General features: G+C 64.2%; 25 protein-coding genes and 1 tRNA gene. 14 read left to right on the forward strand and 12 right to left on the reverse strand.

What is annotated here, in order from left to right:
* Positions 1-3: 3 nt before the first annotated feature.
* The 5 genes from P6U25_RS19620 to P6U25_RS19640 all read left to right on the forward strand — a co-directional run bounded on the left by P6U25_RS19620 (position 4) and on the right by P6U25_RS19640 (position 4,055).
* Positions 4-1,290, forward strand: a complete 1,287-nt coding sequence (locus P6U25_RS19620; RefSeq protein ID WP_407146404.1) for an MFS transporter — start codon at positions 4-6, stop codon at positions 1,288-1,290.
* Positions 1,291-1,319: 29 nt separating this feature from the next.
* On the forward strand, positions 1,320-2,573 hold the full coding sequence (locus P6U25_RS19625) for an arsenic transporter (RefSeq protein WP_407146405.1): 1,254 nt from the start codon (positions 1,320-1,322) through the stop codon (positions 2,571-2,573).
* A gap of 154 nt (positions 2,574-2,727) precedes the next feature.
* Positions 2,728-3,003, forward strand: coding sequence for a hypothetical protein (locus P6U25_RS19630; RefSeq protein ID WP_407146406.1), 276 nt, complete (start codon positions 2,728-2,730; stop codon positions 3,001-3,003).
* A gap of 106 nt (positions 3,004-3,109) precedes the next feature.
* Complete coding sequence (locus tag P6U25_RS19635) at positions 3,110-3,478, forward strand: hypothetical protein (RefSeq protein ID WP_407146407.1); 369 nt, start codon at positions 3,110-3,112, stop codon at positions 3,476-3,478.
* Complete coding sequence (locus P6U25_RS19640; protein WP_407146408.1) at positions 3,447-4,055, forward strand: hypothetical protein; 609 nt, start codon at positions 3,447-3,449, stop codon at positions 4,053-4,055. The genes P6U25_RS19635 and P6U25_RS19640 overlap by 32 nt, the downstream gene beginning before the upstream one ends.
* Before the next feature lie 24 nt (positions 4,056-4,079).
* Here P6U25_RS19640 and P6U25_RS19645 read toward each other — a convergent pair.
* The 3 genes from P6U25_RS19645 to P6U25_RS19655 all read right to left on the reverse strand — a co-directional run bounded on the left by P6U25_RS19645 (position 4,080) and on the right by P6U25_RS19655 (position 4,935).
* Positions 4,080-4,154, reverse strand: a tRNA-Glu gene (locus P6U25_RS19645).
* A 200-nt stretch (positions 4,155-4,354) separates the two neighbouring features.
* Positions 4,355-4,501, reverse strand: a complete 147-nt coding sequence (locus P6U25_RS19650; protein ID WP_407146409.1) for a hypothetical protein — start codon at positions 4,499-4,501, stop codon at positions 4,355-4,357.
* A gap of 83 nt (positions 4,502-4,584) precedes the next feature.
* Complete coding sequence (locus tag P6U25_RS19655; protein WP_407146410.1) at positions 4,585-4,935, reverse strand: hypothetical protein; 351 nt, start codon at positions 4,933-4,935, stop codon at positions 4,585-4,587.
* Positions 4,936-5,063: 128 nt separating this feature from the next.
* Here P6U25_RS19655 and P6U25_RS19660 point away from each other — a divergent pair, with 128 nt between their 5' ends.
* A complete protein-coding gene (locus tag P6U25_RS19660) occupies positions 5,064-6,296 on the forward strand; it encodes a Zn-dependent hydrolase (RefSeq protein ID WP_407146411.1) in 1,233 nt (410 codons plus the stop codon).
* A gap of 12 nt (positions 6,297-6,308) precedes the next feature.
* On the opposite strand, the gene P6U25_RS19665 is transcribed toward P6U25_RS19660, so the two are convergent.
* Complete coding sequence (locus P6U25_RS19665; RefSeq protein ID WP_407146412.1) at positions 6,309-7,196, reverse strand: sulfite exporter TauE/SafE family protein; 888 nt, start codon at positions 7,194-7,196, stop codon at positions 6,309-6,311.
* A 700-nt stretch (positions 7,197-7,896) separates the two neighbouring features.
* On the opposite strand from P6U25_RS19665, the gene P6U25_RS19670 reads away from it, so the two are divergent.
* The 3 genes from P6U25_RS19670 (at position 7,897) to P6U25_RS19680 (ending at position 10,854) form a co-directional block, all read left to right on the forward strand.
* Positions 7,897-8,934, forward strand: coding sequence for a PrsW family glutamic-type intramembrane protease (locus P6U25_RS19670; RefSeq protein WP_407146413.1), 1,038 nt, complete (start codon positions 7,897-7,899; stop codon positions 8,932-8,934).
* A 35-nt stretch (positions 8,935-8,969) separates the two neighbouring features.
* Positions 8,970-9,545: an HdeD family acid-resistance protein gene (locus P6U25_RS19675; RefSeq protein ID WP_407146414.1), complete on the forward strand. Its 576-nt coding sequence runs from the start codon at positions 8,970-8,972 to the stop codon at positions 9,543-9,545.
* 223 nt (positions 9,546-9,768) lie between these two features.
* A complete protein-coding gene (locus P6U25_RS19680; protein WP_407146415.1) occupies positions 9,769-10,854 on the forward strand; it encodes a 3-deoxy-7-phosphoheptulonate synthase in 1,086 nt (361 codons plus the stop codon).
* 67 nt (positions 10,855-10,921) lie between these two features.
* Here the strand turns inward: P6U25_RS19680 and P6U25_RS19685 are convergent, their stop codons facing one another.
* From P6U25_RS19685 to epmA, 3 genes are all read right to left on the reverse strand, one after another.
* On the reverse strand, positions 10,922-11,173 hold the full coding sequence (locus P6U25_RS19685; RefSeq protein ID WP_407146416.1) for a hypothetical protein: 252 nt from the start codon (positions 11,171-11,173) through the stop codon (positions 10,922-10,924).
* Between the two features lie 209 nt (positions 11,174-11,382).
* Positions 11,383-12,474 carry a lysine-2,3-aminomutase-like protein gene (locus P6U25_RS19690; protein ID WP_407146417.1) on the reverse strand — a complete coding sequence of 364 codons (1,092 nt, stop codon included), beginning with the start codon at positions 12,472-12,474 and terminating at the stop codon, positions 11,383-11,385.
* Positions 12,471-13,523 carry an EF-P lysine aminoacylase EpmA gene (epmA, locus tag P6U25_RS19695; RefSeq protein WP_407146418.1) on the reverse strand — a complete coding sequence of 351 codons (1,053 nt, stop codon included), beginning with the start codon at positions 13,521-13,523 and terminating at the stop codon, positions 12,471-12,473. The genes P6U25_RS19690 and epmA overlap by 4 nt, the downstream gene beginning before the upstream one ends.
* Positions 13,524-13,839: 316 nt before the next feature.
* Between epmA and efp the strand changes: the two genes are divergently transcribed.
* Together efp and P6U25_RS19705 are read left to right on the forward strand one after the other, a co-directional pair.
* Positions 13,840-14,406, forward strand: coding sequence for an elongation factor P (efp, locus tag P6U25_RS19700; protein ID WP_407146419.1), 567 nt, complete (start codon positions 13,840-13,842; stop codon positions 14,404-14,406).
* Positions 14,407-14,550: 144 nt separating this feature from the next.
* Positions 14,551-16,125, forward strand: coding sequence for a M23 family peptidase (locus P6U25_RS19705; RefSeq protein ID WP_407146420.1), 1,575 nt, complete (start codon positions 14,551-14,553; stop codon positions 16,123-16,125).
* 649 nt (positions 16,126-16,774) lie between these two features.
* On the opposite strand, the gene P6U25_RS19710 is transcribed toward P6U25_RS19705, so the two are convergent.
* The 3 genes from P6U25_RS19710 to P6U25_RS19720 form a co-directional block, all read right to left on the reverse strand.
* The gene (locus P6U25_RS19710; RefSeq protein WP_407146421.1) at positions 16,775-17,674 is read right to left on the reverse strand and encodes a dihydrodipicolinate synthase family protein; all 900 of its coding nucleotides are present in this window, start codon (positions 17,672-17,674) and stop codon (positions 16,775-16,777) included.
* A gap of 154 nt (positions 17,675-17,828) precedes the next feature.
* Complete coding sequence (locus P6U25_RS19715; protein ID WP_407146422.1) at positions 17,829-18,335, reverse strand: cupin domain-containing protein; 507 nt, start codon at positions 18,333-18,335, stop codon at positions 17,829-17,831.
* Between the two features lie 46 nt (positions 18,336-18,381).
* On the reverse strand, positions 18,382-18,861 hold the full coding sequence (locus P6U25_RS19720; protein ID WP_407146423.1) for a carboxymuconolactone decarboxylase family protein: 480 nt from the start codon (positions 18,859-18,861) through the stop codon (positions 18,382-18,384).
* A 179-nt stretch (positions 18,862-19,040) separates the two neighbouring features.
* On the opposite strand from P6U25_RS19720, the gene P6U25_RS19725 reads away from it, so the two are divergent.
* From P6U25_RS19725 to P6U25_RS19735, 3 genes are all read left to right on the forward strand, one after another.
* Positions 19,041-19,535, forward strand: a complete 495-nt coding sequence (locus P6U25_RS19725) for a MarR family winged helix-turn-helix transcriptional regulator (RefSeq protein WP_407152559.1) — start codon at positions 19,041-19,043, stop codon at positions 19,533-19,535.
* A gap of 54 nt (positions 19,536-19,589) precedes the next feature.
* Entirely contained in the window at positions 19,590-20,825 is a 1,236-nt protein-coding gene (locus P6U25_RS19730) for a lytic murein transglycosylase (protein ID WP_407146424.1), read from the forward strand.
* Positions 20,826-21,364: 539 nt separating this feature from the next.
* Positions 21,365-22,336: a transposase gene (locus P6U25_RS19735; protein WP_407146425.1), complete on the forward strand. Its 972-nt coding sequence runs from the start codon at positions 21,365-21,367 to the stop codon at positions 22,334-22,336.
* Positions 22,337-22,766: 430 nt separating this feature from the next.
* Here the strand turns inward: P6U25_RS19735 and P6U25_RS19740 are convergent, their stop codons facing one another.
* Positions 22,767-23,576, reverse strand: a complete 810-nt coding sequence (locus P6U25_RS19740; RefSeq protein ID WP_407146426.1) for an SDR family NAD(P)-dependent oxidoreductase — start codon at positions 23,574-23,576, stop codon at positions 22,767-22,769.
* A gap of 18 nt (positions 23,577-23,594) precedes the next feature.
* A complete protein-coding gene (gene recJ / locus P6U25_RS19745; protein WP_407146427.1) occupies positions 23,595-25,436 on the reverse strand; it encodes a single-stranded-DNA-specific exonuclease RecJ in 1,842 nt (613 codons plus the stop codon).
* Positions 25,437-25,484 lie beyond the last annotated feature (48 nt).

Below are 25,484 nucleotides of genomic sequence, written 5' to 3' on the forward strand. Positions count from 1 at the left end.
AACATGTCCCGCGATCCAAAATCGAGACGACGTGCCAACCTCGCCCTTGATGCCGCCAATTTCTTCCTGGCCGACGTGCGCGACGGGCTCGGGCCCTATCTCGCCGTCTATCTGCTGACCGAGCAAAAATGGGACGAAGCCAGGATTGGCATCGCCATGTCGATCGCCGGCTTTGCCGGCATTGTTGCCCAGACCCCTGCCGGTGCGCTGGTCGATGCGACCAGGGCAAAGCGCCTGGTGATGGTCTGTGCAGCGCTGATCGTCACCTGCGCCTCGTTGAGTTTGCCTCTCTGCACAGGCTTCTGGCCGGTCGCACTATCGCAAAGCATTGCGCACACGGCGGGCGTGATCTTTCCGCCGACCATTGCCGCTGTTTCGCTCGGGGTTGCGGGTCATCGCGCCTTCACCGCTCGCGTCGGCCGCAACGAGAGCTTCAACCACGCCGGTAACGCTGCAGCCGCAGCGATTGCCGGCGGCGCGGCCTACTTCTTCGGTCCCCAGGCCGTGTTCTATGTACTAGGCATCATGACGATCGCAAGCCTCATCAGCGTGCTGGCGATCCCCGAAGACACAATCGACCATGACGTTGCGCGTGGGCTGCACGACCATGGGAGAAGCGCGGACAGCGCCCGCGCGCAGCCGTCAGGCCTTGGCATTGTCCTGACGTGCCGCCCGCTTCTGATCTTTGCCGCTTGCGTAACGCTGTTCCATCTCTCGAATGCGGCGATGCTGCCGCTCGTTGGACAAAAGCTTGCGCAGCACGATAAGAACCTCGGCACCAGCATGATGGCCGCTTGCATTGTCGCGGCCCAAATCGTGATGGTGCCCATGGCGATGCTGGTCGGGGCGCGGGCCGATCGCTGGGGCCACAAACGCTTCTTCCTTGCCGCGCTGCTTATCCTCCCCGTTCGCGGCGCGCTCTATACGCTGTCCGACAATCAGGCCTGGCTCGTCGGTGTGCAACTCCTCGATGGCGTCGGCGCCGGCATCTTTGGCGCGATCTTTCCCGTGATCGTTGCCGACCTCATGCGCAACACCGGGCGCTTCAACGTCGCGCAAGGCGCGATCATCACAGCGCAGAGCATGGGCGCAGCGCTCTCCACGACGCTTGCGGGGCTTGTCGTTGTGAAAGCGGGCTATAGCGCCGCCTTCCTCGCGCTCGGCGCGATCGCGGCTGTTGGTTTTGCCGTTTGCTGGCTTGCGCTTCCGGAGACGCGTGCGCATTCCGGTTCAAAGACGGATCGAATGACAAAGACGATCCCGTCGACCGCAGGTATCGCTGCGGAATGATTTTCGGCTTTCTCTTGGAGACGAGGACGATGCCATCGCACGAAGCGATTCTGACCTGGAGCATCATTGTCCCGGCTACGGCCGGCGTCATCGTCAGACCCTTTCGCCTGCCCGAAGCCATCTGGGCGGTCGCGGGCGCCGTCGCGCTGGTGGTCTGTAATTTCCTGTCGCTGAGCGAAGCACTGCACGGCGTCGCCAAGGGCCTCGATGTCTATTTCTTCCTGACTGGCATGATGCTTGCCGCCGAGCTTGCGAGATGCGCAGGTCTATTCGACTACATGGCCGCGTTTGCCGTCGAACATGCCCGTGGCTCGCCGCAGCGACTGTTTCTTCTCGTCTATGCCGTCGGCATTCTCGTGACCGTCTTCCTCTCCAATGACGCCACGGCCATCGTGCTGACGCCTGCGGTCTACGCGGCAACCCGCGCCGCCGGTGCAAGTCCCCTGCCCTACCTGCTTGTTTGCGCATTCATCGCCAATGCCGCGAGTTTTGTGCTGCCGATCTCCAATCCCGCCAATCTCGTGGTGTTCGGCGCGCGCATGCCGCATCTGTTCGAATGGCTGCGCCAGTTCGCGCTGCCTTCAGTCGCCGCGATTGTGGTGACCTATCTCGTGCTTCGCCTGACTCAGCGCCGCGCACTCGCTGAAGAGAGCCTCGCAAGATGCGTGCCGCATCCCAAGCTCGGCCGCGACGGCCGGCTCGCCGCAATCGGCATCGCCACGATTGGCCTCGTGCTGCTGACCGCGTCGGCACTCGATGTGCAACTGGGATTACCGACCTTTGTTTGTGCACTTGTGATGGCTGCGGCCGTATTTGGGCTCGGCCGCCAGTCGCCGTGGCCGGTGCTTGGGGGCATTTCCTGGAGCGTGCTGCCATTGGTCGCGGGATTGTTCGTGATGGTGGAAGCGCTGGAGAAGACCGGCGCAATCGGCCAGCTCGCGGCATTTTTGCAAGCAGGAATCGAGAAATCACCGACACAAGCCGCCTGGGGCGCAGGAATCGTCACGGCGATCGCCGACAACATTGCCAATAACCTTCCAGTAGGCCTCGTGGCAGGCTCGGTCGCGGCCAACGATCACCTCCCCGCGCAGGTCCTGAGCGCGATCCTGATCGGCGTCGATCTGGGACCGAACCTCTCCGTGACCGGATCGCTTGCAACGATCCTGTGGCTGGTGGCGCTGCGCCGGGAAAACATCGACGTCACCGCCTGGCGTTTCCTGAAAATTGGCATGCTGGTGACGCCGCCAGCGTTACTGGCGGCGCTCGCGGCGGCGATCTATTGAGCAGGAATCGCGCGAAGACCATCTATTTGCCTGATATGCGAGCGTCTTTGGCTGCCAGCCAGCGAACGCAATCGCAGAAAATCGTGGATTCGCGCGGAAAAGCGCGAGGTGGCGCGCCACTCAGAGTGAACTCCTACACGATTGAATTCGTCTCATGCAAACGTGCGACGAAGTCGGCCTTGCGATCGATGATATCGTCTCGACCGTCGGCGAAGACCTGTTCATGAACACCGTGTGGACCTGCGCTTTCGAAGACTTCCTGACTCGTGAGTTCGAGGATGGCGAAAACGCAATCGACGACTATCTGAAGCGGCGCGGCTGGAAGGAATCCGCGTCGGTGCGCACCTACATGGCCGGGCTGCGACATTCGGTGATGAGCCTTTATGAAGTCAGCGACATTGTCCGCGGCACCTCGTTTTCTGGCGCGTGACCTCATCCGCGGCGGCGAACCGGTCCTGATCCGCGAGCGCAGCGCAACCCAAAGCTTGAGGCCTTGGGCCCGCATTGCCACCCGTGTCGTCCAGGTGGGATCGCGAATGCAGATCGGTGGCGGTGTCCTGGCATTCGATCACGAGACATCGGAAATCCTGCTCGAGGCCCTTGAGAAGCTCGACTCGCTCAGCAGCGAAGAGAAGCGGGAACTCGTCGAGGCGAGCGGATACGAGTTCGACGAGGACGCATTCTCGAACCTTTCCCCGACCGAGAGGTTGCGCGCCTCCGCTCCCATCTTCACGACATTTTGGCTCGTCGACGCGATTGACCGAATTCAGTCACCGAGGATTCCCGATTTGCGGAACGCCGAAGGGGACGAGGTGATGCTGTGCGAGGCGCGCTTCCCACTCGACGCCCGCACCACCGAGCATCCGAGCCATTTTGGAAGCACGTCCGGAGTTTCGTGCCAGTAGCTCGACGTCCTGGAGCTGGGTCAGCGATGCAAGGGGCGTTGCCAAGCCCGCCGCAGCATCAGAGCGTGATGAACCGTCGCCGGAAACGCGCACTTTCGAAACGTGGTCCGACGAGGGCGCGCTCGTGCTCGCAGACATACGGCTGGACGACAGGACGCTTGTGCTCAGCGCCAACTCCAAGCAGCGTTGCGACCGCGGATGCGCGCTGTTATCGGATGTCCTCGGCAGACGCCTGCGGAAACCCTCGGTCAAGACAGAATCGATCGAGCAAGCCATGGCATCGCGCGATTCCGGCGCGCCGAACCAGCTCGATATTCCCGAAGAGGAGCAACGCGCTATCGTCCATGACTACATGGACCGGCACTACCGCGACGTGCTCGATCAACCGGTTCCGGCGCGTGGAGGGCAAACACCTCGTGCCGCGGTCAAGACAGCAGGCGGACGGATCAAGGTCGTCGAGTGGCTCAAGATTATGGAGAACCGGTCGGCGGACCCTTCCGATCCGAATAATCCGATGGCCAGTTACGATTTCGCGTGGCTATGGACGGAATTGGGCCTGAGCGAACTGAGGGAGTAAAAAAGGCGCACAGCCCAAAAGAAGTGGCGCTCCCTAGCGGAATCGAACCGCTCTCTCCACCGTGAAAGGGTGGCGTCCTGACCGATAGACGAAGGGAGCAAAACTCCCGGCGAATCAATACGTTATACGTGAGAAGCGCCGGACCGGTCGCTACCGGTCACCGGCTGCGACGGGCGAACGTATAGTGGCGATTGGCCGGACGGGCAAGCATTTAGAGGAGCTTTTCCCGGGAGCAACCTGGCATAGCCGACAACCTGCGGACTTCCGCAGACCGTCCGCCGGGCGCAGGCCGATCCACCTCACCTGCAGGACAATCCGGCCTCGATCGAGGTCCAGAAGCCGCAATGCGGCGGAGCATGCGCGTGCGCCCGCGTGCCGGCGTGAATCAGAACGGCGACGGCAAGCGCGACGACGATTGCGGGAATGATGGCTCTTCCATACGTCATGGGCCTGCGCATCGAACGACATCGTGGCCTAACTAAGGCCTGTTGGGCATGGCCGGCATCGCGGTCAGGCGGCGGATTCCGCTCTATCGCTGATTGGCGATGCTGGCCACGTCCTGACGGTCGCTCGGCTGTGGCGCTGCCGGCTTGATGCAAGTGCTGCAGATCACGAGCTTGCGTGCGAGCCGATCGTCATCATCCGCAGCCGCGGTCTGTTGGTCGTCCCTCGATTGCGCAACGGTGGCCGACGCATTCCGTGCCTGCCGCTGTGGGGGCGGCAGGTTCGGATCCCGTCCGGCACCGTCCCAGGCCAGCGGCCCCGACCCTGACGGCGCCGTGGTCGTCATGCCGTATTGCGCATATTGCGCGCAGGCACCGAGTGCGATCGGCAGGAGCAACACTGCGGCCTTGCCGACCCGGTTCCGGATTGAAGACATGATCGAACTCTCACGCTATTCGTACTGTGACCTAAAAGCAGAACCGCTAAGAAATCGTTTGCCGTAGCTATCGATCCTCACTTCAAACGAAGACCGTATTGAGGCGCGCAAGAAAAAGGAGTCCGATCATGGCTGAAATCAACAGTCGCTTCGACGGCGGACGCGTGCTCGCCGACCTCAACACGCTTCGGGCGATCGGCGCCTACAAGACCGGCGTGCACAAGCCGACGCTTTCGGAACCGTATGTCCGCTCGCTGCACTGGCTCGCGCAGCGGCTGCCCGAGGCTGGCCTCGCCGCAACGATCGACGGCGTCGGCAATGTTCTCGGCACGAGCGCGAAGACTGGACCGAAGCTGCTGGCCGGCTCGCATCTTGAGAGCCAGAACCATGCGGGCTGGCTCGATGGCCCGCTCGGCGTCATCTACGCACTTGAAGCAGCGCGCGTCATCAACGCCGATCCGGGAATAGAGGGCGCCGTCGAGGTCGCGGCCTGGTGCGACGAGGAAGGACATTTCGGGCATTTCCTCGGCAGCCGATCCTATGTCGGCGCTGTGAGCGAAGCCGAGATCGATGCCGCGCGCGACCGCAGCAGCGATCGCACGATGCGCCAGGCCTTGCATGATGCAGGGCTCTCGGGCCGCCCGCGCTTGCAGGCAGAGCCTCGCCGTCACATCGGCTATCTCGAGGCGCACATCGAGCAAGGCGACAGGCTCGAGAGCGGTGGGCTCAAGATCGGCGTCGTCACCTCCATCGTCGGGATCTGGCAGTACCGGATCACATTCACCGGCGAGCAGAATCATGCCGGCACCACGCGGATGGCGATCCGCAAGGACGCCGGCCTTGCGCTCGCAAGGTTCTGCGTCGCCATCGACGACAGATTCCCTGGCTTATGCGGACCGCGCACGGTCTGGACCACGGGCCGCATTACGCTCGATCCCGGCGCGCCGAGCATCATTCCTGGGCGCGCCGAGATGCTGTTTCAGATCCGTGACGACGATCCCGCGGTGATCGCGCGCCTGGAAGAGCATCTGCACCGCATGGCGGCTGACGTCACCGGGCGGGGCCGTTGCAGCGTCGAGGTTGAGCGCATCAGAACGGGCGCACCGGCGATGATGAACGAGGCGTTTCAGGACGCGATCGAAGCCGCCAGCGCGACCTTCGCCGGCGGCCGGTCGATCCGGATGCCGAGCGGCGCCGGGCACGACGCGCAGATTCTCGCCACGATCATGCCGGCCGCCATGCTCTTCGTGCCGTCCATCGGCGGCATCAGCCATCACTGGAGCGAAAACACCGAGGACGCCGACATCATCACGGGCGCCGAAGTGTTCGTCGAAGCCTGCCGGCGCCTGTTAATCACCTGACAGTCATGGCTCTCAGCTCCGACCGCCACCTCCGTGGCCAGATCTCAGCGAAGCCAACGCTTGCGACCACGTCACGGTCCCTCTTCGCACAGTGAAGAAGACGTACAATAAATAGGCATCGATCAGGATCGTGCCCGCCATGACGCTGTAGGCCCACGGGCTTGCCATCAGGTTCAGTTCGATCAAGACACGAGACAGACCGAATCCCACGACCCATCCATCGAAGCTCATGCATATCCGGCGAAACGTCTCGGCATCCAGCCGTCGAATGAGATAGGCGCCGAGCGGTATGCCGACGAGAACGCAGGGCACGATCACAAACAGGATGCTCCGGCTTTCCTCGATGAACAGACCGAGTCTGTAATACGCGATCGCAGTCAGACTGGACTCTGCGACCCGGACCAGCGCGAGCCCGGCGCGAAACTCATCTTTGACGAGGCCCTGGTTGTTGAACAGAATTGCCAGCGGCGGTCCCGAGATAGTCGTGACCGAATACAGGATCCCGAGCGTCGTTCCAAAAGGCAAACCGACGAGCCATTTCGACTGGATCGGCTTCCGCCAACCGGCTGCCTGCAGCAGGATGAGCGGCAGGATAATCGAGTAGGTGGCGAATTTGGTCCAACCGGGTTGCAGCGAGGTCAGAGCGAATGCGCCGATTGCAATGCCAGGCAGCATGCCGATGAGAATGGGCAGCACGCGCCTCCAGACCGCCGGAACGCCGCTCAGATTGATGCACAGAACGTACAGATTGACGAAGACCTCGACGAGAACGACGGCCGGATTGAGGACGCGATTGGTGTAGAAGACGAGTGCGACCGGCACGGTAAGCGACGAGAACCCGTAACCAAGCGCACCGTTCACGAAGGCCGCAAGCAGAGCGATCACGGCAAGAACGATCACAGCAGCATCAATCGAAGGCATCTTTGGCGTTTACCGTATCAGCGACAGTCGGTGTTTCCGCGGCATTATAGCGCAACGAAAGGCGCGCGGCGCCGAAACTTGGACCCGTGCGGCTGAGGTGCTCGCCGCGATCCATGGAGCGGTGATATCGTCATGGCGTCGGCCTCCCCTGCCGAGCAAGTTGGGCTGACGACCATTGTCGATTGCAAACACTTGTCGGTGTGCAGCCACGTCGCGCTTCGCCCTCACCATCCGGCTTGCGAAATTCAGCGCGACGAAATTGGACGCGAAACGTTTGGCGCCGGAGCGTCCCGTACCGAGCTGCATGGTGTCATGCTGTGAGCGCCGGCCAGCGCGACGAGCGCGCCACGATCGTCCGGAGACGGAACAATTTTACCTAGCCTGAACACACTTTGCCGCTTGTCGGTGCCGCAAAATTCAGGCGAGACACATGCTGAAACGGCAGCAATGGCCAAAAACAAGATCGGAAAAACGGCATCATGCTGAAAGAAGCCCGTGGAACCAGGACAGGAGGTGGACCCGGGGATCGGCACCCCTGGCAAACCGGTCACGGCGCCGGATCGAGCCGCGGCCGGGCCGGCCGGCCTGATCGCCGTGGCCGATTTGCAATCTGCTGAACTTGCTGCCATTTCTTGGGCACGCATCGCTTTGGTGCCATCAAGAGGGGGCCATCCGGCTCATGTTGCTGCTTGAGTCGCTTCCGACTGTGATTGGCGCTGCCGCCATCGCACCTGCGTTGCTCGTGCTGTGGCTTGTCATCGCGGCCGACGAGCGCCCCGGGCCGCCCGCGCAGGTGTGGCTTGCTTTCTTGCTCGGCGCCGCCAGCATTTCGCTGCTCGGGCTGGCGCGGGTGCCGTTCAATGCGCTGCTCGCGATCCCCGGCGATCCCTGGATAACGCAAGCGATCCGCTCGTTGTTCGGCGTCGCCGCTCCGGAAGAAATCGTCAAGGTGCTCGTCATCGTCGTCATCTCCTCACGGCGCCGCGCCTTCGCCGATCCGATGGACACCGTGGTTTACGGTGCGGCTGCCGGGTTGGGCTTCGCCGCCTATGAAAATCTCGCTTATCTCGTCCTGCACAAGGACATGTGGCGCGCGCTGGCAGCCTTGCGCAGCGTCCTGACCGTGCCGTTCCACGGCTCGCTCGGCATCATCGCCGGGGCCTATCTTGCGATCGCGCGCTCCGGCGGCGCGCTCGGCGCGCATCGCGGCAACCGCGACTGGGCACGCATCACGAGCTGGGCGCTCGTGCTGGCCGCGCCGATCGCACTGCATGCGGCATTCGACTTTCCGCTGCTGTCGCTGCAACGCATTCCCGATCTCACGTCGACCGAGCGGCTGCTGCTGGGTTCGGCAAGCGTGCTGATCGGCTTCTCCTCGATCGGATTTGCGGTCCGGCTTGTGCGGCGCGTTGGCAAGCATCACGCGCCGCGCACCGAGGTTGCGCGCGAACGGCTGAGCCAATTGCGACGAATGTGGGCGCTCCTACTGATCGGCGGCGGCGCCGGCTTTGCCGGCGTTGCCTTTCTGCTCACCTCGCTGCACCACTGGTACGTCAATCCGGAACGCAACGCGTCGTTCATCCTGGTCCCGATCGGCTTCACATCGATCCTGATCGGCCTTGCGCTCCTGGTCGCGACCGGCGCAGTCTACTTCCTCGGCCGCAGCCGGATGCGGACGGCGGCGGAGGGCTTTTCGTCGGCATCCGGTCCGGGTTAGGATCGCATTGCACGCGCCTAGCGGGAGATCTGCGAATGACCCTTTCCAATGATCTCGACAAGCTCCGATCGGAGATGAGCGCTGCGGTCAAGCAGCACTGGAAGGCGTTCCTGTTCGAGGGCATCCTGCTGGTGATCCTCGGCATCGCCGCAATGATCGTGCCGCCGCTGGCAAGCCTCGCCGTCACCATCTTCCTTGGCTGGATGTTTCTGATCAGCGGCATCGGCGGCCTGATCGCGACCTACTGGGCGCGCCACATGCCCGGCTTCTGGTGGTCGCTGATCTCGGCCGCGCTTGCCGTGCTCGCCGGCCTCGTATTGCTGGCGCGTCCGCTTCAGGGCGTGCTGACGCTGACCATCGTGGTCGGCGCCTATTTCGTCGCCGAAGGCGTCGCCTCCATCATGTATGCGCTGGAACATCGCCGCGAATTGTCCGGACGCTGGTCGTGGTTGCTCGTCGCCGGCCTGATGGACATCGTGATCGCCTTCCTCATCATCGCGGGCCTGCCGGGCTCGGCCCAGTGGGCACTTGGCCTTCTGGTCGGCCTCAATCTGATGTTCGGCGGAGCCACCCTGATCGGCATGGCGCTGGCGGCCCGCAGCTCCTCGTGAGCGCCGCTCGGCTTCAAGGGGGTGACAAGCCAAAATCGATAGGCTATAGAGCCGCCCATGATCACCGTCGCCACCAGCTATTTTTGGTACTTTAGCTACGACAGCTTGCTGGCGGCAGGAGGATCGCGCTCAATCTGAAGAATTGCAGCAGACGCCCCGAACAAGCCGCCAGACCTGGCGGCTTTTTTGTGTGCCGGCAGGTCCCAATCCCAAGGAGCCAGCCGTGTTGAGTACGACAGACGATCTTCGCATCAAAGAACTGAAAGAGCTGAGTACGCCCGACGAGGTGATGCGGGAAATCCCGCGCACGCTGACGGCGACCCGGGTCGTGATGAGCGCCCGCAACGCCATCCACGCGATCCTGCACGGGACCGATGACCGGCTGCTGGTCGTCGTCGGCCCCTGCTCGATCCACGATCCCGCGGCGGCTGTCGATTACGCCGAGCGGCTCGCTGGCCTGCGCGAGCAGCTTGCCGACCGCCTCGAGATCGTGATGCGGGTCTATTTCGAGAAGCCGCGCACGACGGTCGGCTGGAAGGGGCTGATCAATGACCCCGACCTCGACGGCAGCTTCGACATCAACAAGGGCCTGCGCCTTGCCCGCAGTGTGCTGTCCGCGGTGAACAATCTCGGCCTGCCGGCCGGCACCGAATTCCTCGACATGACGACGCCGCAATACATCGCCGACCTGGTGTCGTGGGCTGCGATCGGCGCGCGCACCACCGAAAGCCAGATCCATCGCGAGCTGGCGTCCGGATTGTCCTGCCCGGTCGGCTTCAAGAACGGCACCGACGGCAATGTGCGGATCGCGGCTGACGCCGTGAAGTCGGCCTCGCACCCGCATCATTTCATGGCAGTCACCAAGGGCGGCCGTTCGGCGATCGCCGCGACGCGCGGCAACGAGGACTGCCACGTCATCCTGCGCGGCGGCCGAGCGCCGAACTATGATGCCGCCAGCGTCGATGCGGCAGCGGTCGAGCTCGGGCGCGCCGGCGTCGCTCCGCGGCTGATGATCGACACCAGCCATGCGAACAGCAGCAAGAAGCCGGAGAACCAGCCGCTGGTCGCCGCCGATATCGCCCGTCAGATCGCGGACGGCGAGCAGCGCATCGTCGGCGCAATGATTGAGAGTAACCTGGTTGCCGGCCGGCAAGATGTCGTGCCGGGGACCGCGCTGACCTACGGCCAGAGCATCACCGACGGCTGCATCGATTGGGACACGACGGCCGATGTCCTCAGCCGACTGGCTGATGCCGTCGACGCCAGGCGAAGAGCTCAACGTGACGGCTTGAAGGAGATCTCGGCCTGAAGCGGCACGAAGGATTGAGCGCAAGCGGCGGGGCGCGAGATCGCGCTCCGCACGCCTGTCGCGAAGTCTAGCAGCCGCGGCAGATACTCTTGATCTTCTTGTCGAGCGCCGCGTCTTCCTTGTTCGTCTGGCTGTTCGGATCGCTCAGCGACTTCTCGCTGGGAACGTCGCCGCGGCGGGGCTGGCGGTGGCCCACCGGCGCCTCCATCAGCGGCTTGTCCTTCTGGACCGTGGATACTCCGCCCTGTTGCGGCTGCGCCAAGGCCTGCGGCACTCCGGCCGCAACCAACAGAGCCATCGCCAAAACTGTTTTTCTCATTTTGCGTCTCCGCCTCTCAGCCCTTCTTGTCGCGCCCGGTCCGGGTCATCGATGATAACGCAGTTGCGTCGCCCCTGCGCTGCGCAATCCTGCACCTTCCGTATATCGGCCATGGCGCCAGGTAGCCAGATTCCCGCGGCGACCAGCACCGCAAAGACACCGGGCATCACAACATTTTCGATCTCCGCCCGGCCCCGCTCATCGCCGGCTCACGATTCCGGCGGGTAGAGATGAACGTCACCACAATAATCGACGATGCGGTACTGCCGTTCCGCGGAACCCTGGCCTTCCCGGGACGGTGAGTGCGACAAATAATCCGGCCCGATCGGCGCCTTGCCGTGGCCTCCGGGGATGTCGAGGACGTAGCCCGGCTGGCACAGGCCCGAAACGCGGCCGCGCAGGGCCCGCATCAGGTTCTGCCCGGTCTCGATCGTCGTGCGCAGGTGCGCGGTGCCCGGCGCGAGATCGCCATGATGCAGATAGTACGGCTTGATCCGGCACTCGACGAAGGCGCGCATCAAAGCTTCGAGCGTCGCAGCATCGTCATTGACCCCGCGCAGCAGCACCGACTGGCTGACCAGGGGAATGCCGGCGTCGGCGAGCCGCGCACAGGCCGCGCGTGCAGTCTGCGTCATTTCGCGCGGGTGGTTGGCGTGGATCGCGACCCAGGTGGTTGCGCCGTCCGGCCGCAGCGCCGCGATCATCTCCGGAGTGATGCGCCCGGGATCGGCGACGGGTACGCGGGTGTGGATGCGGATGATCTTCACGTGATCGATCCCGCCGAGATCGGCCATGATCTCCGTTAACCTGCGCGACGACAGCATCAGCGGATCGCCGCCGGTCAGGATGACCTCCCAGATTCCAGGATGCGCGCGGATATAGTCCAGTGCCGCACCATAGGCGTCATCCGACAAAGCGGTGGCCTTGCCCGGGCCGACCATTTCGCGGCGGAAGCAGAACCGGCAATAGACCGCGCAGACGTGAACCAGCTTGAGCAGCACGCGGTCGGGGTAGCGGTGGACGATCCCGGCGACCGGCGAATGCGCATCGTCGCCGATCGGATCGGCGTTCTCGCCCGGCTGCTCCACGAGTTCTTCCGCGCTCGGAATGAATTGCCGCGCGATCGGATCGTCGGGATCAGCCGGGTCGATCAGCGCGGCGAGCTCCGGCGTCACCGCGACAGCATAGCGCGCAGCGACCTTGTCCAGCTCGGCCAGTGCCTTCACCGGCGCGAGCCCGGCGTCAACCAGCTCACGCGGCTGCCGCAGGGTTGCCGCCAATTTGCGATCGATCCTGTTCATGGCTCTCCTGCAGGCGGTGTCCAGACCACCTGGTCAATTCGCGGCGCGCCGCTCGCCAGCATCACCAGCCGATCGAAGCCGAGCGCAACCCCGCTCGCCTCTGGCATCTGGCCGACCGCGGCAATGAAATCCTCATCGAGCGGATAGCGCTCGCCGTAGCGCCGGGCCTTCTCGTCCATTGCCGCGGTGAAGCGATGGCGCTGCTCGGCGGCATCGGTCAGCTCACCGAAGCCGTTGGCAAGCTCGACGCCGCAGGCGTAGACCTCGAAACGCTCGGCGACGCGCGGATCGCCGGCCTTGGTGCGTGCCAGCGCCGCCTCCGGCGACGGATATTCGAATAGCACCGTCAGGCGGCCCTGCCCCAGCTCGGGCTCGATATGCTCGACCAGCACCTTGCTGAAGATATCGGACCAGGTGTCGTCGTCCGCAACCCGCACCCGCGCCTGCGCGGCCGCCGCCAGCGCTACCCGATCGCCCTCGCGACCCCTGATTGTCGCCAGCAGATCGATACCGGCAAAACGATCGAAGGCTGCCGCGACCGTCAGCAATTCCGGCTCGGCGAAAGGGTCGGCAAGCTTGCCGCGGAACGAGAAGCGGCCGATCCCGGTCGCCTGCGCGGCATGCGCGATCACCACGATGGTATCGGCCATGATGGCGTCATAGCCGGCATGGGCGCGATACCATTCCAGCATGGTGAATTCGGGCAAGTGCAGATCGCCCCGCTCGCGATCGCGGAACACCCGCGCGAATTCGTAAATCCTCGGCTCGCCCGCCGCGAGCAGCTTCTTGCAGGCGAATTCCGGCGAAGTGCGCAGATAGCGCGTCGCATGGGAGCCGTCGGCCCGTGCCAGATCGGTGCGCGGCGCATGGAGATGGGTCTCGTTACCAGGGGAAATCTGCAGGATCCCGGTCTCGACCTCGGCAAATCCCTGTTCCTCGAACCAGGCCCTGAGTGCCTTCGTCACCGCGCTGCGCGCCAGCAGGAACGGCTTGCGGTCGGCGTAGCGCGACGGCGCCCACCACGGCGAAGGCTGATCCGATCCGGTCATTTCGCCCCTGCCTGATGCGACCAAGCGGCCCGAGCAACTGCCATTGTTTGTTTAAGAGACAAATGCAAGCCCTTGATATTGAACCGACTGCCGAGCGACACAATCTTCGTGGCGGAGGAGCGTAGCGACATTTGTCCCTTCTCTTGTCGAAAGACGCTCGCCTTGTCCATGTGGCGGTCCGCAATCTGCCGAAATTGCCTGCAAAAGGCTGGCATCTCAGGGACAAATCAGTATGTTGCAGCCCCAAATCGCCGCCATGGCCGGGAGGGCGCCGATCCAGTTTGCGCCCCCGGCTGCCAAATTCAGGAAAACACCTTTGAAAGTCATCGCCAGTTCCATCCGCAAGGGCAACGTCATCGAGCAGGACGGCAAGCTCTATGTGGTCTTGTCCGCCGAAAACATTCACCCCGGCAAGGGCACCCCGGTCAGCCAGATCGAAATGCGCCGCATCGGCGACGGAGTGAAGGTCTCGGAGCGCTACAAGACCACCGACCAGGTGGAAAAGGCCACCGTCGAAGACCACAACTTCAACTATCTCTACGAGGACGCCGACGGCTTCCATTTCATGAACGCCGAGAATTACGACCAGGTCCAGGTCTCGAAGGAGATCGTCGGCTCGTCCGCGCCGTATCTGCAGGAGAACATGACCGTGAAGCTCTCGCTGCATGAGGGCAATCCGGTCGCGATCCAGCTCCCCCAGCGCGTGACGCTGGAAGTCGTGGAGACCGAGCCGGTGACCAAGGGCCAGACCGCCTCCTCGTCCTACAAGCCCGCGGTGCTCTCCAACGGCATCCGCACCGGCGTGCCCCCTCACGTCAGCACGGGCACTCGAATCGTGGTCATGACCGAGGACGGTTCCTACGTTGAACGCGCCAAGGATTAGTGGCTAGCGCATTCCTGAGCGAGTGACAGCCCGGCGCGCGCGAAGAAAACGTCTCAAAACGAGAACCAGAGTTTCGGTTCCGATTCAATCGGAACCGAAACTGCTTTAGTCTCACCGGTGGTCGCGCATGAGCCGGGGGTCGTATTGAGCAGGAAGGTCGTCAGCTTCGCCGGTTGCTTGCTGGCAGTTTTGCTCTCCCCCCTGATCGGCGCGTCTGCCGACGAGTTCAGGACGCCGTCCATCTCCGCCATGCGGGTCGAATGGCGTTCCGCGCTCGACCAGTTGCGGCAGGAAATCAGCGCCCGGCCGACCATTGCCTCCAGCTTGAGCTTCGCGAGCCAGCGCCGGGTCCCGGCCTACGATCCGCGGTCGACGCCGGCATGGGTGCAATTGAACGCGGCGACATCGCCGATCTTCCCCGGCATCGCACGCAGCCCGATCCCCGTTCTGCTGCCGTTCGACACGGCGAGCTACCTCGAGGCGCGGCAAGGCGGTACGCAGGATGCCCTGCCCGTTTCGCGCTATCAGGCCGACTTCCGTGCCGTGGATCTCTTCCATGCCGGCGCATCCGGCTACGATGCGGTGTTCTCGCTTGTATCAGGTGCGGGCGACGGCATGCCGCAACGGACCTTTGCGAAGCCGGTCGAAGTCCAGATCTCAGGCTCGATCCTGGTCTACGACCTCGTGGACCGGCTGGCCGGCAAGGGCGAGCCGGTCAAGGCGCTTGCCACGCAATTCCCCGACATCCGCCGCTTCATCCGCGAAGGCTATGTGCGTTACGCCTTCACCCGGTTCGGAATTCCATACGTCGTGTCCATCCAGTGCCTCGACAGCGCGCCGCGCCCGAAGCGGCTGGCCTGCCGCGAGGCCTATCCCGTAGCCGAGCGCTTCCTGAAGGCCTTGCGCATCGCCGGCGGCCAGCCATCGCGGCCGCGCAGCGATATCGCGAGCGACGTCGCCGAACGACCCGCGGCGACATCTTCCGATTTCACCTATCACCCGAGCGGCGATATTTTCATCAACAGTGGCCGGCACAATCAGGCGGGCCGCGCGGACTTCACCGTCTATTCCCAGATCCGTTTTCCGCTCGAGAAGGCGCCGGCCTTCGCCCATTCGCAATCTTATCCCAAACATGGGCGCGTCGATGAATATCCCTGGCAGGACAATTTCTGCGAGGCGCGCAGCTTCGAGGTCGGACAATGCGCCGGCGGTCATGGCCACCAGGGCCAGGACATGCGCCCGGGTGCATGCCCGGCCGGCAGCGCTGACGGATGCAACCCCAAGCGGCAGGCGGTCGTTGCGGTGCGCGACAGCATCGTGATCCGCTCACCGCAGCAGCAGTCGGCAACGCTTCAGGTCAACACCCGCACCGAACATATCCGCTTCCGCTACATGCACATGAACCCGTCGGCGATGGATGCCGATGGCCTGCTCAATGGCCGCCGCGTCGCGGAGGGCGAGAAGATCGGCGTGGTCTCGAACTATCTCGATCACCCCAATGGCACGTCGCGGCATCTGCATTTCGATGTCCAGGTGTTTACGCGCGACGGCTGGATCTGGGTCAATCCCTACACCACGCTGGTGTCGGCCTATGAGCGGCTGATCCGCGGCCGCGGGCGCGAGATCGGGCCGGAGCTTGGGCCGGCGGCCGCCGTGGCCCGTGCCACGCCCGACGACGTCACACATCACATCGACACGCAGGAAGGCGGCGGCAACTAGGCCCTGTCACCGCACACCCGCTGGCGCGAGGCGACGAAAGCTGCGTTCGGTTGGCGCTGTTGGCGACCAAGCTCGCGCGGCGGTGCAATATGTCGCGAAGGGCCATAAGCGATCATTCAGGCCAGTCGAGAACGAATTGGCTTGCCTTGCTGAGAGTCCTTTTGCACTCTCATGCAAGGAGGCCGACGCATGAAGATCATGACCGTTGCATGCGCTCTCGGAGCGACCCTGGTGTTGTGCAGCCTCGGGACGCCTGGTGCTGAAGCCCGGACGCGGAAAGCACAAGTCGTTCATGGACCAACGAGGGTTATCATTCCGACGCCGGTGATAAGGCCAACTCCGTGGGATTATTATATTGTTCCACGATATCGCTATCGCCCTGAAGATGACCGGGTCGATCCATATGGCCCACCTCTGGTGTCGTCATGGGTCCGCTATGAGGGGTGGCGGTGGCCGTACTGGTGGTGAACAGCAGTCACGCCAAACAGATCGCATTCCGGGGGAAGTGATGATCGTCCCCTGACGGGCGCGGAGGTGAAGCGGAACGCCGGGACAAAACCGCGTATCGTGATGCCGCGTTGTGGCTGCGGACCGCTCTGGGCCATTTTAGAAGGAGTCGGTGGTGTATCCGCTTAGTAGCGAAGCCGATTCACCCGAAATCGATCTGCATTCCGGCGAGTGTCTCCGCGACTTTCTTCTGCCCGTCCGCGGGCAGCGGCAGGATCGGACGCGGCGGCTCCGCCCCGCAGATTCCCCTGAGATTGGCGATTGCGTAGACCACGCGCAGGCTCGAGAACGTCTTGAACTGGTCCCAGATCGGTTGGAGACATTCGTTGAGCCGTCGCGCCTCTGTGGCATTGCCACTCGTTGCGGCGCGGACGATGTCGACGCAGATCGTCGGGAAAATTCCCGCAAGAACGCTATACCATGTCTCGCCGCCGGCCAGCAGCGCCTCGGTGCAATTCCAGTCGGCGGCGTAACCCAGCGAAAAGCCACTCGGGACGACGGCTCGCAACTCCGCGAGATGGCCCGCGATGGCAGCAGACTCCGGCGCCGGGCTCTTCACCGCCACGATTCCATCCACACGGCTCAGACGACCGATCAGGGCCGGCGTGAAGCGGAAATGCGTGGTGCCGGGATTGTCGTAGATGCAAATCGGTAGCCGACTCTCGCGCGCCACCGTCTGGAAATGCTCGAAAACCTCGTCATCCGTCAGCGGAGTGTAGGAAACCGGCGCTAGAAGTCCTGCTGTCGCGCCGGCATCCCGTGCATCCTGGGCCAATCTGACAGTCTCGTCGGTTCGGAGTGCGCCGATCCCGGCCAAGATCGGCGTCCTCCCTTCCGCCAGGCGGACAGCGGCCTGGACGGCCCGCCGCCGCTCGTCGCGACCGAGATACGGGTATGAGCCTGTGCTGCCGAGCAGCCCGACCGAATCCACCTTCGCGGCAATCAGAGGTTCCAGCAACGCCCTGAGCGCGCCGACGTCAATCCGCCCATCTCGATCCGATGGCGTGATTGGAAAAGCGGAAAGTCCCTTCAGATTGACCATCGGTTGCTCCCTCTTTAGCAGCAGCGAAACACATATCCTGATTGACTGGATCAGAGATGATCCAGTTGCGATTGATTTCGGCTTCGAGATGGACCAGCGCCCTTCGTCCCGCTTGCGCTAATAGCCGCCACCATGGGGCCCGCCGCGCTCACGGCTATTCGAGCATCGTGGTCAGTTGCGCGCCCTCGTCGGCCACGAACACTGCGATCAATTCCGCGGGCTCCGTGGTGCTCGCATTGGCCGAGACGACGTGGGTGGAGCCCGGCGGCTCGAAGAAGGACTGGCCCACCTTGAACGTCTCAACCGGCCCGCCGCCGAGTTGCGAGCGGATTTCGCCCTTGGTGATGTAGGCCGTCACCGAGCCGGCGTGGCGATGTGGCGGGGTAAATCCCCCCGGACCGTAGAACACGCGCACCACCGTGACGCGCTTGCCAGGCACGTTCGGCAGCGGGTGCGAGCTGATGACCTCGACCTTGTCGAGCGGAGACGCCGCGTTCGCGGTCGAGCACAGCGGCACGATGGCCGAGGAGATCGCATCCATCGGGGTCGGCAAGGCCTTGCCGACCACAAATGCGCAGGCCAATCCCGTGACGATTGCGAGCGAGACCGGCCGCGGCGGCCGGACCAATGGAAGAGGCAGTGTCGCAGCCATCGATGTCATCGGTTCTTCTCCTTGTTCTGTTATCGCTCAATCTGTTTCATCGACCTTACGATGCCGCCGCGATCGCCGCCTGTTTCCGCGCCGGCGGCGTCCAGCGATAGGCTGCGCCGAACCTGTTCCAGACATTGATCGATGCGATCGCGGAGGTGAGATAGGTCAGTTCCTGTTCGGAGAACTCCGCGGTGGCCTGCGCATAGACCTCGTCGCTGACGCCGTTCGGCAGCAACGTCAACGCCTCGGTCCAGGCCAGCGCAGCGCGCTCGCGCGCGGAGAATTGCGGCGCCTCGCGCCAGACCACGACGAGGTTCAGCTTGTCGACGGGAATACCGAGGCTCTCGCTCTGCAAGATGTGGTACTGCACGCAAAAGGCGCAGCCGTTGATCTGCGAGGCGCGAATCTTGACGAGCTCTATGAGCTGCTTGTCGAGCCCGGCCTTTGCCGCAAAGTGCCCGAGCGAACGCACGACGGCGAACACGTCGGGCGCGAGCTTCTCGAAATCGGTATATTCCTTACGAGCATGTGACATGGGCTTTGCCTCGTGTTATCAGAGTCCTGATATCTTATAAGAGCACTGATATAATGAGCAAGACATCGACGTCAGCGAAGGCGCGATCAGACGGCATAGCCGCGATGCGAAAACGCGGAAAATCCGAGGCCGCTGCAAAGCGGCCCGCGAGAGGTCGCGGCGGACACAAGCCGGTGGGGGTGCGGAAGGCGCCGGCGGCAGCTCCGACCCCCGCCCTCGCCGTCCCACCGCCACCCGGCCAGGGCAAGCGCGGCGAGCAGGGCTATCTCGGCTACCTGCTGCGTCAGGCCCAGGCCGCGTCACGGCTGTCGATGGAGCGCGCGCTCGCCGGCCTCGGCGTCACCTCGCCGCAGTTCGTCGTCCTCACCATGCTGAAAGCCTATCCGGGTCTCTCCGGCGCCGACCTCGCGCGAGTTGCGATCCTGACGCCGCAGACCGTGAACGTGATCATCCGTAACCTCGAGCGCGACGGCGCGATCCGGAAGACGCCGCATCCGGTCCACGGCCGGGTGCTGCAATGGACGCTGACCGGCCGTGGAACCACGCTGCTCGCGCAATGCCGCCGCCACGCCCAAGCGCTGGAGCGGCGGCTGTCCGCGGGCCTCTCCGCCCAAGAGGAACAGGTGATCCGGCGCTGGTTGTCAAAAATCGCCACAGATCTGCAGGATAGCTAGCCACTGCGGTGGAGTTGCTTTGGTCCATTCCGACGCCGCCGCTACACTGGCCCGATGAAACAACCTGATTCCCCGAACATCCCTGCCCGCCGCGCCGTTCTGAAGCTCGGCGTTGCCGCAGGCGTCGTGCTCGCCAACCCGCTGCGCGCATTGGCGGCTGCTCCTCCGGGCTTCGACCAATGGCGCGACAATTTTCGCAACCGCGCGCTGGCGAAGGGCATCTCGGACGCGACCTGGAATCGCTGCATGGCGCGGGTCGAGCCCGACATGAGCGTGTTCAGGCAGATGCGCAATCAGCCTGAATTCCACGAGCAGATCTGGCAGTACATCAACCGTCGCGTCTCCGATTGGCGCGTCATCCACGGCCGCGAGGCGCTGCGGAAGAACGAGACGCTGTTCGCCCGGATGGAACGCGACTTCGGCGTCGAGCGCGGCACGCTACTTGCGCTGTGGGGCGTCGAGTCCGCCTATGGCGATCCGCTGGTGCAACAGAACCACATGACGCCGGTGTTTCCCTCGCTCGCCGCGCTCGCCTGGAACGAGCCGCGCCGCAAGGCCTATTGGGAGACCGAGCTGATCAACGCGATGAAGATCGTGCAGCGTGGCTGGAGCACGCCGGAAGAAATGCGCGGCTCCTGGGCCGGTGCAATGGGCCATTCGCAATGGATGCCGGAAGTCTGGCTCAATGTCGGTTTCGACTATGACGGCGACGGCAAGGTCTCCCCGTTCGGCCGGCCTGACGACGCGCTGGGTTCGACTGCGAAATATCTGGTCAATCGTGGCAAATGGCACCGCGGCGAGCACTGGGGTTACGAGGTCCGCGCGCCCGGCGGTGGCGCGAGCGGCAGCCGTAGCTATGCGGCCTGGGCAAGCGCCGGAGTGACGCGCGCCGACGGCAAGCCGTTCCCGCAGCCGAATGCCTCGGCGCAGCTCTGGATCCCGGTGCAGGGCGGCCCGGCCTTCCTGCTCGGGCCGAACTTCTATTCAGTCAAGAGCTACAATCCCTCGATGAACTATGCGCTCGCGATCTGCCATCTCGGCGATCGCTGCTTGGGCGGGCCGCCCTTCATCCAGCCGTTCCCGGGATCGGAGCGCGCGCTGACGCTGGCCGAAGTGCAGGAGATGCAGACGCGCCTGACCAAGGCCGGCTTCGACACCGGCGGCACCGACGGCCGCGTCGGCAACGACACCATGAAGGCGATCAAGGACTACCAGATCAGGACGGGCCTGCAGCCCGCCGACGGCTATGGCGGGCTGAAGGTGCTGGCGCGGCTACGCCAGGGTGGCTAGCGATTGACGAGATTAAGGCGAAATAGCAACCGCGACGACGCTGCGCTCCCTCGCCCCGCTCTTGCGGGGAGAGGGTTGGGGTGAGGGGCCGTTCCGCGTGTACGGCGATAGCCGCGTTTGCGGAAATTCCCCCTCACCCGGAACGCATCTTACGATGCGTCCCGACCTCTCCCCGCACGCGGGGCGAGGTGAAGCGGAGCTCGCTGGTCGATTCGCGATCGGCGCCCGGCTTTTCCTGCGCCCTCTCTTCAAGAGAGCGCGAAACGAGATGCAAAGCTCGGACAATTCATGTCGCGAGAACGCGAACCTATGACTCAACAGCGGTGCAATACACTCGCCGTCGTCCCGGCGAAGGCCCATAGGCGTTAAGTTAGGCTTGCGGTGCGGGATGGTTCGTGATTCCAGCATGGCATGAGATATGAAGCACTGGCGATCGCGACTGGGCGGGGATCGTAACCCGGCTTGGAGGGGCCGCAGCGCTCGATCGGACCGCACGGGAGACGAAGGCTTTCGTGCGTCCGCGCGAGATACGCAATGCCGTGGACTTGCTGCGGTTGATCCTGGCGTATTGCCTTGGTGAACGGGGATTTCGATTGACGGCGGCATGGGCGACGTCGGTCGGTCTTGTCGATGTTTCGAGCGTGGCTCTGTTGTACCGCTTGCGCCAGTGCGGGGATTGGCTGGCGCTCCTGATCGGGCAGGCACTCGCTGCCGCAGCTCCGAGGGCCGGCCGAGGTCGCCTGATCCGCATCATCGATGCCACGACGGTGCCGAAGAAGGGGTTGAATGGCAGGAAGAAGAACGAGGTGTGGCGCATTCACAGCGCGTTCGATCTTCCGCAAGAGCGTTTTGGCCACTTCGAACTGACCGATCAACAGGACGGCGAGAGGCTCGACCGGATTCCGGCGGTTGCGGGCGAGATCCGTCTTGCCGATCGGGCCTATTTGCAGCCGGAGCGCATGGCAACATTGATCCAGGCCGGCGCAGACTTCGTCATTCGAGCGGGTTGGAAGAGCGCACGCTGGCTCGATGGTAAGGGCTGTGCATTCAATCTGATCGCCGAACTGCGCAAGGCGGCGGAACGAGGCCTCCTCGATTGTCCGATCTGGATCAAACCCAAGCGCGGCACGCCGCTCGCCATGCGTCTGGTCGCCGTCAAGAAGCCGCAACAGGCCGCTGCCGAGGCGCGGCGCAAGGCGCGCCGGACCGCACAGAAGGGCGGCCATCAGCTCTCCAATAAAACGCTGCAGGCCGCCGATTGGGTCATCCTGGTGACCTCACTTGCGCCAGATGACTTCACCACGGATGACATTCTCGCCCTCTACCGCCTGCGCTGGCGGATCGAGCTGGGCTTCAAGCGGCTGAAGAGCCTGGTTGGTTTGAAGGGGCCGCCGGGAACTAACGAGCGATCCGCCAGATCGCATATCCTTGCTCATCTGCTGATGATTCTATTGCTCGAGCCGCTCGTCGACGAACTCGAGGACTCTCCCCGCTTGGCGGAAGCCGCCTGACCAGTCCTGGCGCCTGGCGATTGCTCCGTCAGCTCATCGTCTCACTCTTGCAGGCCGTCATTCCGCAACCCGCAATGGCTCGTCTCCGCCAATCTCTCCCCATTCTCCAGCGCCATCTTCGCGAGCCGCCGAGGAAAACCCGACGCTATCAAACCATGGTCCGCTTACCTTAACGCCTATGGGCGAAGGCCGGGACCCATAACCCCGAATGCATGTTGTTATGCACCGTCTGGAACGACGAGTCTCGTTCACAACACGAGCCGCGGCGTATGGGTCCCGGCCCCCGTGCGCAATTGCGCATTAGGCCGGACGACGCGGTGGAGCGAGCCGCGGCCTCTCAAGCACCGGCGTCTCTGGAATACGGATCACCCGCATGCGCGGTCGATGACAGCGAGGCTAATACAATCGCCTCGCGCGAAATGGCGGAGACTTACGCCTGCCGCACCACCCCGCCTGCGTTCATGCCACCGTCGATGACGAGCTCGGTGCCGGTCACATAGCGCGATGCATCCGAGGCCAGATACAGCACGCCCTGCGCGATCTCGATCGCCTGCCCCGCACGGCCGAGCGGCGCCGCAAACCTCGCGCGCTCCTCCGGATCGATCGGCGCGTTCTGGCCGGCACCGGCCGCGCCGGTCGGGATCTTGCCCCAGATCGGCGTGTCGATGATGCCGGGATGCACCGAGTTGACCCGGATGCCGTCGCCGACTTGCGCGCACTCCATCGCGATCGCCTTGGCGAACAGCCGTACGCCGCCCTTGGTCGCGCAGTAGCCGGCAAGGTTCGCCGATCCACGAAGGCCGGCGAGCGACGACATCATGATGATCGAGCCGCCGCCATGCCTGCGCATCAACGGCAAGGAATGCTTCACCGACAGGAAGACGCCGTCGAGATTGATCGCGGTCTGCCTGCGCCAGTCCGCAAGCGACATCTCGACGATCGAAGGCACGCCGATGCCGATGCCGGCGTTGGAGACCATGATATCCAGGCGGCCGTAGCGCTTGCCGACCTCGGCCACGACCTCGATCCAGCGCTCCTCGCTGGTCACGTCCTGCGCCAGGAAGCTCACATCGCGATCGGCCTTCTTCAGGCGCTCGGTCAGCTCAGGGCCCTTCAACTCGTCGATATCGGTGGCGATCACGGTCGCCCCCTCCCGCGCCAGCAATTCCACGATCGCCGCGCCAATGCCCGATGCGCCGCCGGTCACCAGCGCGACCTTGCCTTGAACCTGTCCTGCCATGTCCACTCCCAACGTTTCTTATCTGATCACCGCCGGGCCCTGATCCGGCACCGCGACGTCGAGCACACGGAATTGCACACGTTCGGTGCCTTGCCAACGGTCGACTGCAAGAGAGCCTGCCACGTGCAGTTGCTGGCCGCGATTTTGCGTCAAGGCGCTGCCGAGTTTCTGCCCGACCGAGCGGAAGGCGATACCGTTGACGATCGAGCCATCGCCCGACTTGAAGCGCAGCCGCAAATGCGCCTCGCCGACCTCGTCGGCGTAGACCAGTTGATGTGACGGCAGCGCGATCACCGGCTCCGGATTGGCACTGCCGAACGGACCGGCGCGGTTGAGCGTTGCGGCAAATTCAGGTGTCACCGCGCGCGCCGTCACCGCGCCGTCGATGAACAGCTCATTCTCGTGGCGCGAGTTGGCGACGTCGGCCGCGAGCGCGTTCTCGAGGTAGGCGCGGAATTCGGCAAGCTTCTCCCTGCGCAAGGTGACGCCGGCGGCCATCGCGTGACCGCCGCCTTTCATCAGGAGACCATCGTGCACCGCCTGGCGCACCGCCTTGCCGAGATCGACGCCACCGATCGAGCGGCCCGATCCCGTGCCGATGCCGCCCGGCTCGAGCGCAATCGCAAATGCGGGACGGGCGAATTTCTCCTTCAGCCGCGCGGCCACCAGCCCGACCACGCCGGGATGCCAGCCTTCCGCCGCGGTGACGATCACCGCACCCTTGTCCTCGAGCCCGAGCGAGGCCAGCGCCTCGGCTTCGGCCTGCGCCTCGGCCGCCTGCTCGATCACGCGACGCTCGGTGTTGAGACGGTCGAGCTCGGCCGCGATCCGCGCCGCCTCCGACACGTCGCCCTCCAGCAGCAGGCGCACACCCAGATCAGCGCGCCCGATGCGGCCGCCGGCATTGATGCGCGGGCCCAGCATGAAGCCGAGATGCCAGGCTTCCGGCGGGCCGTTCAGCCGCGACACATCCATCAGGGCGGTGTGACCGATGTGATCGCGACGGCGCATCGCGATCAGGCCCTTGGTCACAAAGGCGCGGTTGAGCCCGATCAGCGGAGCGACGTCGGCGACCGTGCCGAGCGCAACGTGATGCAGCATGCCGAGCAGATCGGGCTCCGGCATCTCACGCGTCCAGAATCCGCGCTGGCGCAATTCGCGGTTCACGGCCACCAGCGTCACCAGCACGAGACCGACGGCCGCGAGATGACCGAGGCCAGAGAGATCGTCCGCCCTATTCGGATTCACCAGCGCGTCGACCTCGGGCAACTGGTCGCCGGACTGGTGATGATCGATCACGACGACCGACATTCCGAGCTTCTTCGCTTCCGCCAGCGGCTCGATGCTGGTGGTGCCGCAGTCGACCGTGACGAGCAGCGTCGCGCCCTTCGCCGCCAGCGCGCGGACCGCCTCGGTGTTCGGTCCATAGCCTTCGAACAGGCGGTCCGGGATGTGGATCAGCGGATCCAATCCGCAATGGCGCAGGTGCCAGGCGAGCAGCGCCGCCGACGTCGCACCGTCGACGTCGTAGTCGCCGAAGATCGCGACCTTCTCGCCGTGCTGTGCCGCGTCCGCGATGCGCTTGGCCGCCGTCTCCATGTCGGTCACGGTATGAGGGTCGGGCATCAGCTTGCGGATGGTCGGATCGAGGAAATCGGCGACCGCGTCGATCCCGACGTCGCGTCCCGCCAGCACGCGCGCCAGCATTTCCGGCAGATTGTGGCGCTGGACGATTGCGAGCGCGCGCGTCGCCCCCCGCGCATCCAGCCGATCGCGCCAGAATTTTCCGGTCAGCGATCGCGTCACGCCGAGAAACGCCGACGGCGCCTCGACGGGCAGAGCAGATGCGTGGAGCGTCATGATCCCTTCCGAGCCAGATAGGAATCGTAACGCGTCAATGAATCGCAG

Source organism: Bradyrhizobium sp. ORS 86 (genome assembly GCF_045571475.1).
Lineage (GTDB): Bacteria > Pseudomonadota > Alphaproteobacteria > Rhizobiales > Xanthobacteraceae > Bradyrhizobium.

Excerpts from the sequence above, each read along its gene's own strand:
- P6U25_RS19710 (WP_407146421.1), bottom strand. The coding sequence starts at position 17,674 with ATGGTCAATCTGAAGGGACTTTCCGCTTTTCCAATCACGCCATCGGAT.
- P6U25_RS19670 (WP_407146413.1), top strand. The coding sequence starts at position 7,897 with ATGTTGCTGCTTGAGTCGCTTCCGACTGTGATTGGCGCTGCCGCCATC.
- P6U25_RS19650 (WP_407146409.1), bottom strand. The coding sequence starts at position 4,501 with ATGACGTATGGAAGAGCCATCATTCCCGCAATCGTCGTCGCGCTTGCC.
- P6U25_RS19740 (WP_407146426.1), bottom strand. The coding sequence starts at position 23,576 with ATGGCAGGACAGGTTCAAGGCAAGGTCGCGCTGGTGACCGGCGGCGCA.
- epmA (WP_407146418.1), bottom strand. The coding sequence starts at position 13,523 with ATGACCGGATCGGATCAGCCTTCGCCGTGGTGGGCGCCGTCGCGCTAC.
- P6U25_RS19635 (WP_407146407.1), top strand. The coding sequence starts at position 3,110 with ATGCAGATCGGTGGCGGTGTCCTGGCATTCGATCACGAGACATCGGAA.
- recJ (WP_407146427.1), bottom strand. The coding sequence starts at position 25,436 with ATGACGCTCCACGCATCTGCTCTGCCCGTCGAGGCGCCGTCGGCGTTT.
- P6U25_RS19730 (WP_407146424.1), top strand. The coding sequence starts at position 19,590 with ATGAAACAACCTGATTCCCCGAACATCCCTGCCCGCCGCGCCGTTCTG.
- P6U25_RS19685 (WP_407146416.1), bottom strand. The coding sequence starts at position 11,173 with ATGAGAAAAACAGTTTTGGCGATGGCTCTGTTGGTTGCGGCCGGAGTG.
- P6U25_RS19620 (WP_407146404.1), top strand. The coding sequence starts at position 4 with ATGTCCCGCGATCCAAAATCGAGACGACGTGCCAACCTCGCCCTTGAT.
- P6U25_RS19690 (WP_407146417.1), bottom strand. The coding sequence starts at position 12,474 with ATGAACAGGATCGATCGCAAATTGGCGGCAACCCTGCGGCAGCCGCGT.
- P6U25_RS19655 (WP_407146410.1), bottom strand. The coding sequence starts at position 4,935 with ATGTCTTCAATCCGGAACCGGGTCGGCAAGGCCGCAGTGTTGCTCCTG.
- P6U25_RS19660 (WP_407146411.1), top strand. The coding sequence starts at position 5,064 with ATGGCTGAAATCAACAGTCGCTTCGACGGCGGACGCGTGCTCGCCGAC.
- P6U25_RS19715 (WP_407146422.1), bottom strand. The coding sequence starts at position 18,335 with ATGACATCGATGGCTGCGACACTGCCTCTTCCATTGGTCCGGCCGCCG.
- P6U25_RS19630 (WP_407146406.1), top strand. The coding sequence starts at position 2,728 with ATGCAAACGTGCGACGAAGTCGGCCTTGCGATCGATGATATCGTCTCG.
- P6U25_RS19625 (WP_407146405.1), top strand. The coding sequence starts at position 1,320 with ATGCCATCGCACGAAGCGATTCTGACCTGGAGCATCATTGTCCCGGCT.
- P6U25_RS19720 (WP_407146423.1), bottom strand. The coding sequence starts at position 18,861 with ATGTCACATGCTCGTAAGGAATATACCGATTTCGAGAAGCTCGCGCCC.
- P6U25_RS19675 (WP_407146414.1), top strand. The coding sequence starts at position 8,970 with ATGACCCTTTCCAATGATCTCGACAAGCTCCGATCGGAGATGAGCGCT.